Source organism: Rhizobium sp. 62_C5_N11_2 (assembly GCF_051811185.1).
Classification (GTDB): domain Bacteria; phylum Pseudomonadota; class Alphaproteobacteria; order Rhizobiales; family Rhizobiaceae; genus Rhizobium; species Rhizobium leguminosarum.
Map to the genome: position 1 here is coordinate 313,687 of NZ_JBPWPW010000004.1, position 14,443 is coordinate 328,129.

Annotated in this window: 9 protein-coding genes and 4 pseudogenes; 3 read left to right on the forward strand and 10 right to left on the reverse strand. The window is 59.1% G+C overall.

The window, feature by feature from the left end; genetic code table 11:
• Positions 1–514: 514 nt before the first annotated feature.
• Positions 515–1,402, forward strand: a complete 888-nt coding sequence (locus AB8B31_RS33255; protein ID WP_096772325.1) for a host specificity protein — start codon at positions 515–517, stop codon at positions 1,400–1,402.
• Positions 1,403–1,544: 142 nt separating this feature from the next.
• Here AB8B31_RS33255 and AB8B31_RS33260 read toward each other — a convergent pair.
• A pseudogene (locus AB8B31_RS33260) lies at positions 1,545–1,812 on the reverse strand (nuclear transport factor 2 family protein); the annotation flags it as partial.
• A gap of 284 nt (positions 1,813–2,096) precedes the next feature.
• Here AB8B31_RS33260 and AB8B31_RS33265 point away from each other — a divergent pair.
• Together AB8B31_RS33265 and AB8B31_RS33270 are read left to right on the forward strand one after the other, a co-directional pair.
• The gene (locus AB8B31_RS33265; RefSeq protein ID WP_096772326.1) at positions 2,097–2,300 is read left to right on the forward strand and encodes a transcriptional regulator; all 204 of its coding nucleotides are present in this window, start codon (positions 2,097–2,099) and stop codon (positions 2,298–2,300) included.
• Positions 2,301–2,576: 276 nt separating this feature from the next.
• A pseudogene (locus AB8B31_RS33270) lies at positions 2,577–3,152 on the forward strand (radical SAM protein); the annotation flags it as partial.
• A gap of 210 nt (positions 3,153–3,362) precedes the next feature.
• Here the strand turns inward: AB8B31_RS33270 and AB8B31_RS33275 are convergent.
• The 9 genes and pseudogenes from AB8B31_RS33275 to tssM all read right to left on the reverse strand — a co-directional run bounded on the left by AB8B31_RS33275 (position 3,363) and on the right by tssM (position 14,438).
• Positions 3,363–4,373, reverse strand: a complete 1,011-nt coding sequence (locus tag AB8B31_RS33275; RefSeq protein WP_096772327.1) for a LysR substrate-binding domain-containing protein — start codon at positions 4,371–4,373, stop codon at positions 3,363–3,365.
• A gap of 192 nt (positions 4,374–4,565) precedes the next feature.
• Positions 4,566–4,892, reverse strand: a pseudogene (locus AB8B31_RS33280) (carbamoyltransferase N-terminal domain-containing protein); the annotation flags it as partial.
• 943 nt (positions 4,893–5,835) lie between these two features.
• Positions 5,836–6,135, reverse strand: coding sequence for a hypothetical protein (locus AB8B31_RS33285; protein ID WP_096772366.1), 300 nt, complete (start codon positions 6,133–6,135; stop codon positions 5,836–5,838).
• A complete protein-coding gene (gene tnpC / locus AB8B31_RS33290) occupies positions 6,135–7,769 on the reverse strand; it encodes an IS66 family transposase (protein WP_096772363.1) in 1,635 nt (544 codons plus the stop codon). Before tnpC ends, AB8B31_RS33285 begins: the two co-directional genes overlap by 1 nt.
• Positions 7,770–7,828: 59 nt before the next feature.
• Positions 7,829–8,179, reverse strand: a complete 351-nt coding sequence (tnpB, locus tag AB8B31_RS33295) for an IS66 family insertion sequence element accessory protein TnpB (protein WP_096772364.1) — start codon at positions 8,177–8,179, stop codon at positions 7,829–7,831.
• On the reverse strand, positions 8,176–8,607 hold the full coding sequence (tnpA, locus tag AB8B31_RS33300) for an IS66-like element accessory protein TnpA (protein WP_439007666.1): 432 nt from the start codon (positions 8,605–8,607) through the stop codon (positions 8,176–8,178). Before tnpA ends, tnpB begins: the two co-directional genes overlap by 4 nt.
• Positions 8,608–8,820, reverse strand: a pseudogene (locus tag AB8B31_RS33305) (SIR2 family protein); the annotation flags it as partial.
• Between the two features lie 99 nt (positions 8,821–8,919).
• Positions 8,920–10,536 carry a hypothetical protein gene (locus AB8B31_RS33310; RefSeq protein ID WP_096772076.1) on the reverse strand — a complete coding sequence of 539 codons (1,617 nt, stop codon included), beginning with the start codon at positions 10,534–10,536 and terminating at the stop codon, positions 8,920–8,922.
• Between the two features lie 296 nt (positions 10,537–10,832).
• The gene (tssM, locus tag AB8B31_RS33315; RefSeq protein WP_096772078.1) at positions 10,833–14,438 is read right to left on the reverse strand and encodes a type VI secretion system membrane subunit TssM; all 3,606 of its coding nucleotides are present in this window, start codon (positions 14,436–14,438) and stop codon (positions 10,833–10,835) included.
• Positions 14,439–14,443: the final 5 nt, after the last annotated feature.

Consider the following 14,443-nt stretch of genomic DNA (forward strand, 5'->3'; position numbering starts at 1 on the left):
CACCTCCGACGGACTTCGACGATGGTTTGGCGAAGGGACCACGCTTTCACGAATCCTCGGGGCTTGGGCTGAGGAAAGGAATCAGGAGGAGACGAGGAGCGGCTGGAGGCGGTAAGACGAACTATAACGTGGATGGACGCTGGCGATGTTAATGCAACTACAATCACTGCGGCTGGCCAAGCCGCCGGCACTGTTCCGCCAGAGCTCCAGAAGCTCGCGGACGACAACCGGCTGTGAGCAGCTTCCCGAGCGGGTCCGGACGACGCTGGCAGAACCAGTGATCGCATCGGGCTATATGGGCCCCGCAGGTCGTCTTTCCGCCCAGTTCGCGGAAGTTTAGTCCCCTCTAGGCGAGACCAGGAGCCGCGCATGCAACGCGTACCCCCCCGCTTCATCGAAGCTTAGCAGTCACGTATCCGCTTTATAGGCCGGACAGTGAGCGCACCGTTCCCACATGTGAAGCGACTGAACAGGATGCGCTTCATCACACCTTTCACTCTCAGGAGAGACCGCCATGGATAACTCAGAACGATCGCTGCGCTACAACATTTCCGAGGAAGATGATCGCACCGGGGCCATGGCGGGGTGGATCGAGAATATGACCGGGGCACAAACACTTACGGGCATGCCGTCCCGATCAACGCCAGATCCCAATGCTCGTTCGCCTTCGTCGCCAACGCGGCCATACTCGCTCTCTTCCGAACCTCCAATTAAGGTGCTCGACAGATCTACATTTGCCAGAAAAGTGAGGGAATTTTACGGTGATGATATCAAGCACATTTCCGTCAATCCACAAGAGTACTCGCCCTTCGTGTCCTCTAAAGCCCTGCGTGCGGCTACCATCGCTCGACTCTACGGCGGCACCGACGATGATACGCCCAGCGCGCGATATTTCAGCTATGATCTGGGAGAACGAAGCGTTGGGCTTTTAAGAACAGAGGATGGATTTAGCATCGAAAACGAGCCGTGGCGGGAACTATTTCCCGGTCGAAAAAGAATCACGTCGATTGTAGACCTTCGCGTTACTCATCCGCTTGTCGAGAACGCTGGCGATATTCTGCTCGAACATCAACTTCAACTCGACGGCGAACAGCCGTTGATCATGTCACGTCCCGCTTCGCCAGAGATGGGAACCCGTCTTGAGCAGATGGGTTTCGTTGACGTGGGTGAAAATCGCTGGGTGCTCGACCCTACGCAACATCCCGACAAGTGGATAAAGAATAGCAAGGGTGGATGGCAGCGCGCAGACAAACCTTCGAGTTATCTCTCTAAAACCGTGGGCTATCTTAGCGACGATGAAGCAGGTGTCGAGGGGCATTCGAGTGAAGCCAGTGTCGAGACAGATTCTTCCGATGATGACCCGTCTTGGTACTTCGAACAACTCAATTTGAACCGCGGATAAAAGTTTGCCGTCATCGTGATGACCTTTTGCGCCGCCGGCCGAGTTGATACGCCCCTCTATTACGAGGACGCAGGCGAAGATTAGAGACTGCAATCTTGCTGCGACTGTCTGCGACGGCCCGCCTCAAGCTGCACTGTGAAGTAGCTCTGACAGCTGCTTCAGTCGGGCTGATAAACTCAATCAGAACTTTCGTGATCTGGTGGATGTTGGGCGGTTCGGTCTTGAAGACACCAAGCGCGAACTCAATGAAGCCTCGGCGGAGCCCGTATACGCTCCGTGATTGTCCTGCGCGAGCCAGAAGGAGCTGCGCAGCGCCGCCTCGTCCGCCCGTCTATCGCGCGGCAATACCGATAGAGACAGTCGCGGATCGTTTCGCGATCATGCAATTCGACCATTTTCTCGTGGTCCATGGCCCGTCGCAAGTCTAGTCTTGAGTTGAAAGTGGCGTTCGGTGCATCTGCGAACGGACATTCGCGCCGTCGGCGCTTGACCTGGCCTCGCAAAGCCGCTTCCCAGGGAACGTCTGTGAACTTGAAACCGCGTGCGTAAGACAGCAACTCTCGCGCAATCAAGGACCATTGCTCCGTTGGATTTTGCCTGCAAGAACAGCCAGTGCCTCTCTGCGCTTGTGTGGAAGGGAGCTAACGGTCCATTCGGCAACAATGCGATTGACGAGTTCGCCAGAAAGAGCCGAATGTCGACTGGATCCCCGTTTGCGGCCGCCGGGCGCGCTGGCGCCTGCCTCGGCGAAGCCTCCTCCAAAGCCTGTGATCCGAACGATCCTGCCTGGCTCGCAATCGGTGCGCGTCTGACCGAGCGGGAACGGCTGATCGACGCGATGGAGAAATCTGGGTGGGTTCAGGCCAGGCGGCTCGCCTCCGGCCTCACCCGACCTTAGGTTGGTTATGCCATCCGCGGGTTCAAATCGGGGTGAAAGAAAGTTCTACGCCTGGTGTGGTCGAACGGCCCGACCTGCCCTCCTCAACTCATGCACCCGAGGCGAGCCGCCATTTTACCGGTGTCTGTCTATTGTCAAATGCCTGACAACCCTATGTCGGGTCGCAAATGGAGGGAACCGGACAAAAAACGCTAACATATTGAAAAAAAGTAGTGATTTTCATTGGCATGGCCCTTGCTTTTTGAACCGCGATGTTAAGCAGCAACGGAGCCTTCAATGTCCCCACCAATGATTTCGCTCAAGAGCCTGACCAGCACGACAACCATGAACCAACTGCTGGCCACAGCGAAGTCCACTGCTTGCGCCGCGTCATTGTGCGGTTCGTCCGCAAAGCCGCACCACGCCGAGCCGGCTGTGTGGGAGAAAATCAAGGACCTTTCCTGCTATTCAGAAGAAGCTTACTATTTCGCGCGCATGCACGTCGTAGCCGCACCAGCCTGCAATATCCAGTGCAACTACTGCGATCGTAAATACTGCGCCAACGAAAGCCGGCCTGGGGTCGTCTCGGAAAAGCTGACGCCTGACCAGGCGCTGCGAAAGGTCGTTGCGGTCGCCAATGAAGTCCCTCAGCTTTCCGTGCTCTTTATCACCGGACCAAGCGATGCCTGTTATGACCGGAAGAAGACAAAGGCGACATTTGAACGTGGAGCCACAGAGATCCCCGATATCAAGCTGTGTCTTTCAACCAACGGTCTGGCACTGCCGGACCGTGTCGGCGAGCTTGCTGACATGAATGTTGATCACTTGACGATCACCATCAACATGGTCGATCCGAGAGTCGGCGCGAAGATATCCGCGCCACTGCCGGGCCGTGCCGCAGCTCAGCAGAAGCCCGGACACAAGCAGGCCCCGCGAGCACATAGGCAGCCAAGTCTCGATATTCGTCCAACATGCCTGGCACTCTCGGTCGCAGCAGCGCTGGGGCCTTGGTCATCTCCCCGCGCAAAATGCCCGGTTGCTCTCTTTGATGCTTCAGGAGCATCCCGATCACCGCTTCTTGTGTCAGTCCGCTCCCGTCTCCAACGCGGCGGCGACCTCCTTGCGCAGCCATTTATGCTGCGGGTCGTGATGGCACCGCTCGTGCCAGATGAGCATGACCTTATACGGTGCCGGCTCGAGGGGTGGATCAACAACCCTAAGCGGCAGCATCGCGGAAACTTGGGTCGCAACGCGGCGCGGGACGAGCAATACCAAATCCGTTGCCGAAGCTACCACCGCTGCCGTGAGAACGCTGGAAAACAGTATGGGACTACGATCCGCTCGCAGGTTGGGCAAGTGGTCGTAGATCGGGCCGAAGTGGTCGGGGGAGTCCGTACTGATGGCAGCGTGACGCAAGGTCGCGAAGTTGTCGATCGTCCATTCCTGCGCCAGCGCTGGATGGTCGTGGCGCAACAAACACGCGAAGCGGTCTGTATAAAGACTCCGCCGAAAATAGCCAGGCAGTTGCACGTCGATATGCCCAACGGCCAAATCAATATCACCTTGCTCAAGCCCCCGCACGGCACGATCAAATGGCAAACAGGCGAGTGTGTCGAGATGAGGGGCACGCTCGCGTAACCACGGCAGGAGGCGCGGTAGTACAGCCAAAGCTTGATGATCGGGGATCGCCAGCGTTGCCCCCCTCCCCGCTTCTTTTGAGATTACGCTGCGGCTTGTCACCATCTCTCGGATCGTACGCAGTGCCGACGGCAGCCTTTGAGCCAAATGTTCGCCTTGCGGCGTTGGGATCAAACCCGTTGAAGACCGCACCAGGAGATCATCATTGAACAAGCCGCGCAGCCTTCCCAGTGCGCGGCTCATCGCCGGTTGACTCCGCCCGATGTGCTGGCCCGCGTGCGTCACGTTCCGGTATTCGAGCAGAGCCTCGAGCGCCACCAGGAGGTTGAGGTCTATTGATGCTAGGTTTATCTGGTGTCCAGTGAGGCGCTCTCCTCTCCAATCTTGCAACATCTTTCGCCTATAAGCGAGTTGATCCGTCACCTCTTGTTCTACATTGCGTTTCATGAAGTTCATTCCTCAACAATCAATTCCGGGTCCAACGTTTTCGAGTTCATCTCGGCGGTGGAGCGTGGGTGACAACCTCCATGGCATTGTGCCATCACGCGTCCAATGGGCGGCCAGATCTGTGTGACGATGGCGATCACATGGAACATCGGGGTGTCCCACAGGAATATAGAGCCCGTGTCGACCTCCCTGAGCCCGTTGCAACAGCCTCGCATCCGATACTGGGGTGCTTGGGTGAGAGAGGCGCACGCGCTCGAGCACAGCGTTGCAATAGGCCTCGGTTGCATAATACGCGATGCGGTCGATGTCGCTGAGCTGAACACCTGCAGATGCGAGGCAATATTGAATCGAACGAATTGGTAGCGTGTTGGAGTGCTTGATTCGGTTAGGCCGTTCCTCTTCGACAGCCGCTATCACTCGGCCGTCGCGAACGCGAACCGCAGCCCCATCGTGCATAAAGCTGTTCGGTAGATCGAACGAATTTTCGTAGACTCTGCTTAGACGCCCACTCAGCCCTAGACACAGCATGTTGCTCTCCAGTCCGTTTCGAAAGGTAGGTCGCTCTGGCCCGACCGCCGGCTTTCGTAAGTTCAAAGCTTGTGTTTGACGTGTCAGATAGAGCTCACAGGCGAAGCCGATACTAATAGCGACCGGCTCGGCGACATTGCCGACAATCGATGCTGCGCAACCTTCTTGATGCTATAGTTGCGACGCCGCACGGAAACCCTGACCGAAGCATTTGCAGCAGAACTGCCACGTAACCTATCCACATTACTCAGTCCTTCATATTTCGGCCCGACAGCCGCAAGAAAACATCACGAGGTTTGGTGTTCCTGCAAAAGGCGCAGATCATGTCCTTGCGGCTGCGAGCGCGCCTGCTCTGGCTTCTAGTCATTGTGAGGGATGCACTCACAGATTTAGTCGACCAGGCAACAGTGCTTCTTGTGAGAGCCCATTAGCACTGAAACGGCAGAAGCAACGGCCAAGATTTGGCCGATCACGTCCAACGTGATAACAATCGAGGCCAGGCAACTGACAGAGTGCTCCAACTCGTTTTCCAGCACAGTCTCTACCGAACCTGAGGACCCATTTTTAGAACTCCACACAATCGTTCTGCACAGCGCTCTTCAGCGTTTTTTCTAAGGGCAATTGTTTTGACCAGTAAAATTGTTTGTTTGGATGGAATGCGTGCAAAAAAGGGATGGGTGGATTGATAGGAAGGCGAGCGGCACTACCATCCTTCCTTTCAAATGGCGGCCGTGATGATCAACGTTTACGGCAAATCCGCCTCCGACGTCGGTGTCGACCGACCGACCGACGAAATCCTCGTGTATCGTCGCATCCGCAATACTCCTTCTCTACTCTAGTTTTCAGCCGACAAGCCGAGCCGCAGCTTCGCCAGTCTGCACGTCGATAAGCGTGATCGGGCTTGCTGCAAAGAAACGTATCCATCCGGCGAAGGCCGCGGCACTTATGATTTCGGCTCGTCTGCCATGATGCGTTCGATCTTTTCCGGATCACATTGCTCGTCGACAAGGAACTGGCGAAGACCTCCTTCCCAGGTGCGGATATCGGCGAGGAACTCCTTCAAGCTTTCGATGCCCCGGTCGGTGAAGGTCGTGATGCCCTCTTCGCTGCCGTCATGGGCATGGATCGTCTCACCATAGTCGATGTTGTCGGAGTTGCTGGCGACTTCCTGGATGAGTTCGAGGTTCTCGCCGATCAGCATGGCGACATAGTCGATCGTGTAGACATGCGTCGGGCGCGCCATCACGCCGCCATCTGCCGGGCGCTTCCGGCGGGCCAGTTCCACGGCAACAGCTCCGGCAGCCGTGATACGGGAATGCCGGGCATGCGGGCGAGCACGTCCGCCAACCAGGCCTGCGGATCGATATCGTTCATCTTTGCCGTGACGATTAGGGAATACATGAAGGCAGCACGCTCGCCTCCGCGCTGGGAACCGGCGAATAGCCATGCCTTTCTTCCGAGAGCAACGCCGCGCAGGGCTCGTTCAGCGGCATTGTTTGACAGACACAGTCTGCCGTCGTCGAGGAACCGGGTGAAGGCTTCCCAGCGACCCTCCTTCTCGAACATGTAGTTGATCGCCTTGGCGACGGGATTGTGCTTCGACATTTGCCCACGCTGAGCCATGAGCCAATCGTGCAGTTCTTCGACGAGCGGACGAGCATGTTGCTGCCGCGTTGTGAGCCGATCCTCGGCAGGCATTCCGTTTATGCCGCGCTCGATGTCGAAGAGCGCGTCGATGCGGGCCACGGCCTCAAGCGCGACGGGCGATATCTCATGGGCAGGTTTGCCCTTGCGCACGTTGCCGGCGATGTCAGCGAGTTCGAAGAACTTGCGTCGCGCATGGCTCCAGCAGAGCGCGCTCCTGACCGGCGCGGGGCGGCGATCGGCACGATAGAGGTCGTTGTAGCCGCCATAGGCATCGGCCTGCAGTGTGCCATGCCATCCGGCAAGATGCGTGTTGGGATGGGTCTTCTCGCGATCGGGAGAGAAATGGAAGAGTGCGGCGGGAGGCGCGCCGCCCGCGAAGGGACGGTCATCGCGCACATAAGTCCATAACCGTGCCTGCCTTGTTGCTCCCCTGGCCAGAAGCGGCACGGTGGTGTCGTCACTATGCAGCCGCTCGGCGGCCAGCACATGGGCGCGGATTAGATCATGGATCGGCTGCAGCGCCGTCGTGCAGGCTCCGACCTGATCGGCCAGCGTGGAGAGACTGAGATCGACGCCTTCCCTGGCGTAGCGCTCGGCCTGGCGGTTCAATGGCTGATGTTGGCCGAACTTCTCGAACAGGATCGTCGCCAGCAGGTTCGGTCCCGCCCATCCCCGCGGTGTCGCATGGAAAGGGGCCGGTGGCTGGCTGATCTTCTCGCAATCCCGGCAGGTGAACTTCTCGCGCACCGTCTGGATCACCTTCCACTGGCGCGGGATCGCCTCCAGCGTCTCAGTGACGTCTTCGCCCATCTTCACGATCCGCGCCGAGCCGCAGCAGGTGCAAATCGAGGGAGCTTCGATGATCAGGCGCTCGCGCGGCAAATGTTCCGGGAACGGCTTGCGTGCCGGGCGACGGCGTTCGAAGGCAGAGACATTTGTGATCTTCGCCGCCACGCGTTCCGCGGCGATCTCGTCCTCGGTGGCATCGGCCTCGAGTTCTTCGAGCTGCAGTTCCATCTGGTCGATCAGCCGGGCGCGCCGTTCCGAACTCTGGCCATATTGCTCGCGGCGCATTTTGGCAATCTCGAGCTTGAGGTGCCGGATCATCGCCTCGGAGGTCGTCACGAAGGCGCGCACCTGTGCGAGGTCGGACTCGGCAGAGGCGGCACGCACTTCCGATGCCGCAAGCGCGGCGCGCAGTCTGGCTATCTCCGAAGCAGCATCATCCATGGCCGAAAGCTACCATGCCGCATGTCGAAAGCCCAACAAAAACAGAGCAATGCAGGCGATCAGCCTGCCTTCGAAGGCCGCTGCGTCCAGCGCGGGTTGCGCCAGTCGATCCCTTCCAGGAGATAGCCGAGCTGCGCCGACGATACAGACACGGCGGAGCCATTCTGGCTGACCGGCCAGATGAATTTTCCAGCTTCCAGCCGCTTCAGGTAAAGCGACATGCCGACGCCGTCATGCCAGAGGACCTTGATCAGGTCACCCTTGCGACCCCGGAAGCAGAAGACCTCACCGCCATGAGGATCGCGGCCGAGGCCTTCCTGCACCCTCAGCGCCAGACTGTTCATGCCGCAACGCATGTCTGTCACGCCGCCCGCGATCCACACCTTCACCCCCGCGGGAAATGCGATCATGACATATCCAGAATCGGCAACAGCCGGGCGAGGACGATCGGATCAAGTGAGGCCGGGATCGTCAGCCGTCGGCCGTTCGGCAGGCCGATCTCGATCGTCATGTCGTCTTCAGAACGCAGCGGCGCGGTCATCTCCGCAGATGCCGCCGGCGGCGGTGGCGAAATCGTAAGCGGCACGAAACCCGTTGACGCTGAAACACTCAGAAGGCCGCTGCGGTATTGTCGACGCCAGGCCGTCAACAAAGATCGCGACAATCCATATCGTCGCGCCGTCGCTGACCCCTGACGAAAACCTTGCAGGCTTTCCTCGACGATCCGAACTTTCTCTTCGTCCGACCAATCCCGCCGGCGACCAAGATCATCGGCGGACAAGACCTCAATGGGGGAAATAATTGTAGCGCATGACATAAGGCATGCACTTAAAGCCAATCAGCAAATCGCGGCAGACGGCCTTCGCCGGATGGGTACAAAGAAACGGCGTTCGTTGTTGGTCAGCGCTGCCGCATCCAGCACCGCCAAACGTGGGGCGTTGGATCGCTTCGTGATCTGTCGGGCGTAGGTGCGCAGCATCTGGTCGTTGAAGCGGCAGCCGATGATGAAGAAGCCTCTGTTGGTGCGCCGCTCCTTCACCGCTTCGCTGATCCACCTGAGCGGCGGAACTCCTTCCGTCGCTGATGCAGCCGTTGATGGCGTGCTCGGCCGGCCTTCCGGTGGGCCGACCGGCATCGAGGCAGGCGATCACTACGCGGCGGGCGCGGCGCGCGAGGTTTCGATGCGCTTCAGTCCATCGGTGATGGCGGCGAGCCCTTCCCGCAGCGTCTGCCCTATAGTGCCCGGACCGATGTCGATTGGAGGATTGTCAAGCATGGCTACAATGTCGCTGCCGTTGAGATAGTCGAGCTTCTTCTGGACTGTGGTTCTGACACGCTCGGTCGCGCTCGACATTGCGTCACCGTTGCGTTCGGTGATGGCGGAGAGCTGATCCGAAAGCTCTCCACCGAACTGCAGGAAGATGTCGTCGACATACCTCCACGTTCCGCCGCGGGCTTCCACATCGACCATCTGGTTGATCTTGCTCTTTACCTCATCCCTCAGCGTCAAGGCAGTGTCGAGATGAGCCTGCCATGCAGCTATGATACTTTCGACCGAGTTTTCGACGGACTTGGTCCTTTCGGGCTGGTCTGTGATGCCAAGAAGGACCAGAAGTTGATCATCGTTACCGAGCCGCGGGACCACCGCTGCGATCAGACGCTCCACAACCGCGCGCCTACGGGCTGCATCGCCTAGTTCCTTCGGCCATTGCGACGACACTATCTTCGCAATCCTTTCAGAATTCGCGTTCTCTAGCGGATAAGAAAGCTGTCGCTCCTGAGCCTTTGCCTTGATCAGACGGAACAAGGACTCTACTACCTCGTCTTGATCGAGAGCACCCGTTGGGACTCTGTTCAGATCGATCCCATTCACCACGACCTCTTCGCGGCGGTCGCCGTTTGTCTCGCCCTGCCCCGCCCCATCGGGCATGTCATCCACATATTGAAGATTTCGCAGATTCTCAGGATAGGCCAGCATCAACAGAAGCCGGCCGGCGAAGTTGTGCAGCGTTGCCTCCTGCTCTTCCTGAGGCGTCGCAGCCAGCACACGTTGCAGCCAATCCGCGATCTTCGTGGTCAGATGGGACAACTCTGCGGTCTGTCCCGCGCCAATTTGCGCGCTGAGACTTACTGCGTGATTGGAAATGGTCGCTGCCGCGGCGGCAATGCCCTCCTTCACTTCCGGGAGAAGCTGCTCCAGGAGCTCAGCCCCGCCTTCACGCTTGCTTCTCTCTTCAGTTTCCTCAACACTCCCTGCGGAGTTCCCTTCCGCGCTATCGAGTGCCGCCATCGGCCGATTTAATTCTTCAGAGTCGTCGGGTGGAAGAAATTGAGAGTTCTCCTCGGCGTTCATCTCAAACTGCTGAATGTCTTCTTCAGTTAAAATTCCTGCTTCCTGCATGTCAGGCAGCCTCATGCGGAAGTTCACGAAATACTTCTTCATCACCTTTTGGACCTGCGGGAACCCGGCCTTTCCACCATCAGCCAACTTGACGAGGATAACGCCGTTTTCGTTCATCCTGCCCGTGCCTCTCCGCAGAAGCGAAAAGGTCTCCTTACCACTATCCTCATCATCTTCAAAAGGCATGCTTTTCAAAGTTTGTGCCAATCCATTGAGCTTTTTCTTACTCACCAGGACAGCAGGCTTCCGCAGATCGCCAACCGTGCCAACCGCAAAGCAGAACTCCAAATCCGCACTGTTCCTCGTCTGGTCGATCAACTGCATAAACTTCTTTGCTCTTGTCCTATTGTGCTTCATTCCGGCCATTATATCTCTCCAGTTTCCTGTTCTAGATCAGTGTACGTCGGTTGATAGGATGGGACAGGATCTGATCACCCAACTTCCCGAAGATCTGCCTGATGGAGGTGACCGCGCTCTCCAGCGGTCTAGTCGAGCCGGAAAGCGGCGCGCCGAGATCAAGCAACGATCGCCGCCAGTCGCAGCCGTGACCGCCTCCGATCCGGCCGGCAACCGAAATGCCGACCTCTCCCGCCGCGGACCTGCGTGGGCGTCTCGTGATCCCATAGGGCCTTCCCAGCGCAAGTCGGATGCTATCCCGGCGGTCATAAGAAATCTGGACATCGGAATTCTGACAGCAGATTGCGGGACAACGGGCTCATCACGCTGTCAGGCTGGAGGTTAAAAACCGCCCAATGGTCACCCGACACCAGTCGTACCTGAATAAGGTCCCCTCCTCCCAAGGGCCGCTTGTCCGCCTCATTTAAGAGGCGAAATAGCGCCCAATGGCCGCTCTTGGAGAGAATGGCGCCTTGAAAACCGATGAAAGCGACGGAAGCGCCGCCGACGCCGCTGGCCGTGGGCCAATGGAAATGCATGGCCGCGGCGGCCGTTCCTCGTCGATGTTCGAGGCGCTGGCCGTCGATGTCCACCACCACCTGGTCTGTCAACGGATCGGTCTCGGCGACGGTGAGCAGGAATCCAACTGACAACTGGCCGGTATCCTCGAACATGGTGTCGCGGATTGTGGCTGCCCGTTGGAACTGGGCCAAGGTATTGCGGCCGATAGGGAAATCGACACCGCTCGTTGGCCGAAACTGCCACGAACCTGTGGATTTGTCGACGAAGGGGGAAAGGTTCTCGGCGAAGAAAGTGTCGATCTCCGCCTTGCGGCCGAACAGTCGGGCGAAATCGCTCAAAGGGACATCCCGGCGGGATCCGCGCGCGAAGGGATACCGTCCTTCCGTAGCCCGCCGGCACAAATCGCCGGGGCCGCCCGCCCAACCGCTCGCCAACTCGCGCCTCACGCCGCTGACGGTTAGGTCCGAGCTGTGGCGGCTGAGGCCGAGGATCCATTGCCGGATGGGTTCGGGCAGATTGGTCGCTCCCGCCTCGATCTGGTGGATGGCGACGCCCGCCTGCCCGTTGTGTTCCAAGATGTTCGAACCCGCCAGCCCCTGCGCCTGGCTGAGGGAGCGATACAGTTCGCCCAGATCGCGGAGAGCACTGTCGATCGGCGCCTGCGCGCCCGCTTGGCTGTTCGACGGCACTTCGACCAACTGGTGCAGCCACTGGAAATGATCGCCCATATAGAGCCGGACGTGAGCTTCAGGCGTGTCCGCGGCCGGTTGAGAGCGGAACAGTGCCTCGAGCTCGCTTGGCAACACCTCGCCCTGGGGGACACTGTCACCTTTCGTCAAGCCGTCCTCGGGAGCCGGTGGTTGCTTGAGCTTTAGCTCCTGCGCCGCCGCGAAAAGGAACAGGCGCATTGGTGACGTCGGCGCGGACAGCGTGTTCAAGGTGCGCAGCGCGTCATCGATGCCCCCAAACGGGTGGATCGACATATCGCCAATGAGCTGGTCCCAGCGCAACGCGAACTCCTGAGCGTAGAGATCCGCCGCCGAACGCCGCAGCTTCTGGCTCACATCATCGGCTGCGGTCGGCGCGACTACCTGTGCGTCGAGAACCCAGCCTTCTGCAGCGACAGCGTCAGCCACCTGCGGCAGCAATCGCAGAAAAATTCCGTAAAACCCCGCCCTCGTGTAGATGCCAGGAACCCCCTCGCTGAGCGGCTGTCCCGATTTGCGAGCCAGGACGCCCTGCGCCAGCGGCCCGGCATGGTCGGCCAGACGCCAGGTTGGCGCCCGCGAGGCTTCGGGACTGGTCGCGATGATGTCGAGGACGCGGCGCGCCATCGAGACGGCCTGGAGCTTCGCGCGGCTCCTCTCTATCAGTTCGCCGTTAAGCTCACTATGGGGCAGCGGCCCTTCCATGAGGGCATCCAGATGATCAGCGAGCGCGCGGCGCAGGCCGGCATCGGCTTCGGCCGGAAACATCACTCCCCAGTCGGCAGCCATCCAGTTCTTGACGACCGCGCGCTGGAGCGGACCCTGCTGACCCAGCATCAGGTAAACCTTTAACGCCTGGTAGACGAACTGATCATCGTCGTGCCGCTCGGCCAGTAAGGTTTCCAACCGGAAGATCAGCCGCGGCAGCAGGACGGTGTTCAAGGCGCGGCGGTACGCCGCGAGCGTTTGAACCTTGATTTTCTTACTCTGGTCGAGACCCGAACTTGATAGGCGGCCGCCCGCGCTGTCGCCGTTAGAATCACGCAGCCGCTGAAGCAGTGGCAGGATGGGTCGAAGATCGCCACTCTCAACCCGGTCGAGCTTCAGCTTTTCGGCCCCTCTGGCATAGCTGCCAGCCATTAGGCGAACGCTCTCGATCCGCTCAACATTCCGAATATAGCTGAACGTCCACAAGACGCCGGCGCTAACGATGACCGCCGCTATCATCGTGTAGGCGCTATATCGGATCCGCCGCTGGCGCCGATCGAAGCGGTGATTGGCACCGACGAGCCCAGCTTCGGCGAAAACGACTTCGCGCAGCAGCCGGCTGATGAAATAACCACGCCCCGGGCCACGAAGCGCTGTACAGGGCGGCTGAGCGATCTCGAAGGTCTGAGATCTGGCGTTCGCAACTCGATCGAAGGGCATGCCAATTTGCGTGCCGCTTAAGAAGTAGACGCCGCGGAGCATAAGCGGTTCCTGGAACGAATTCCCGCCAAAGGCTTCCTTCAAGAACTGTTGCGTCAGGTGCTTGAGGCTAGCGACCTGCTGTGGGAAGCCGAACATGAGCGCGCGACGCTGGAGGTTGCTTTCATGCTGCATTCGTTCAAGCAGCCTTTCGTTTAGGCGGCCAACCAGCGCATCGTATGCTGCGGCAAACGCCATCGGATCGTCTTCGTCCTCCGAAGCCTCTTGCGCAAAGGTGAACCCCCACACCGCCTCCCGCCCCTCGCGACCCAGATCGTCGAAGAATTCAACAAATCCCGCCAGCAGATCGCTCTTAGTGAAAAGCACATAAATCGGCAGTTGCAGGCGAAGCTCCCTGTAAATTTCGAGGAGCCGCTCACGGATACAGCGCGCGCGATCGGCGAGCACTTCCTCGGATGTCGAGTTCAGCTCGCTGATCCCGATCGTGACTAAGACCCCGTTCAGCGGCTGCCGTGGCCGGGAGCGTCTGAGCATACGAAGCAAGCCACGCCAAACCGCTTTGTCCCGGTCTGCATCACCCTCCTGTATCGTGTAGCGCCCAGCAGTGTCGACGAACACCGCGTCATCGGTGATCCACCAGTCGCAGTTTTCCGTACCCGCGACCCCACCGGCGGCTCTCAGACCGGACCTTGCCGCCAGCGGAAAGCTGAGCCCGGAATTGACTATTGCTGTGGTCTTCCCCGAGTCGGGCGGACCGATCATCACATACCATGGCCGCTGATAGAGCCACCGCCTGCTGATACCTCCTGCGTAGCGGCGCCCCTTGAGTGTGGTAAGGGCCTCGCGGAAACGATGACGAATCGCCTCAAGCTCTCTTTCAGCAAGCGTGCTGGCTTGGCCCACACTTCGGTCGGAAGGCCTTGGGTCTCCCTTCTTCTGCTCGGCCCCAACCTCGTCCAGGGCTCCCGACACTCGTGATTGGACGAGGTCTTCAAAATAGGCCTGAACCTTGTAAAGCTGGGACTGGATCAAGTAGATCACGGTGTATCCGACCGGAATCAGCATCGATGCCGCGATCTGGCTGCGAAGGCTGTCAAGCGGCGCAAATCCTCCGACCGAGATGTGTGGTCCGAGCGTGAAGATTAAGGCACACACGATCCCTGCCCCGCCGACACGGAGCCATTGCCACCTAAGCGCTTTTTTGATTGACTGCATGGCCT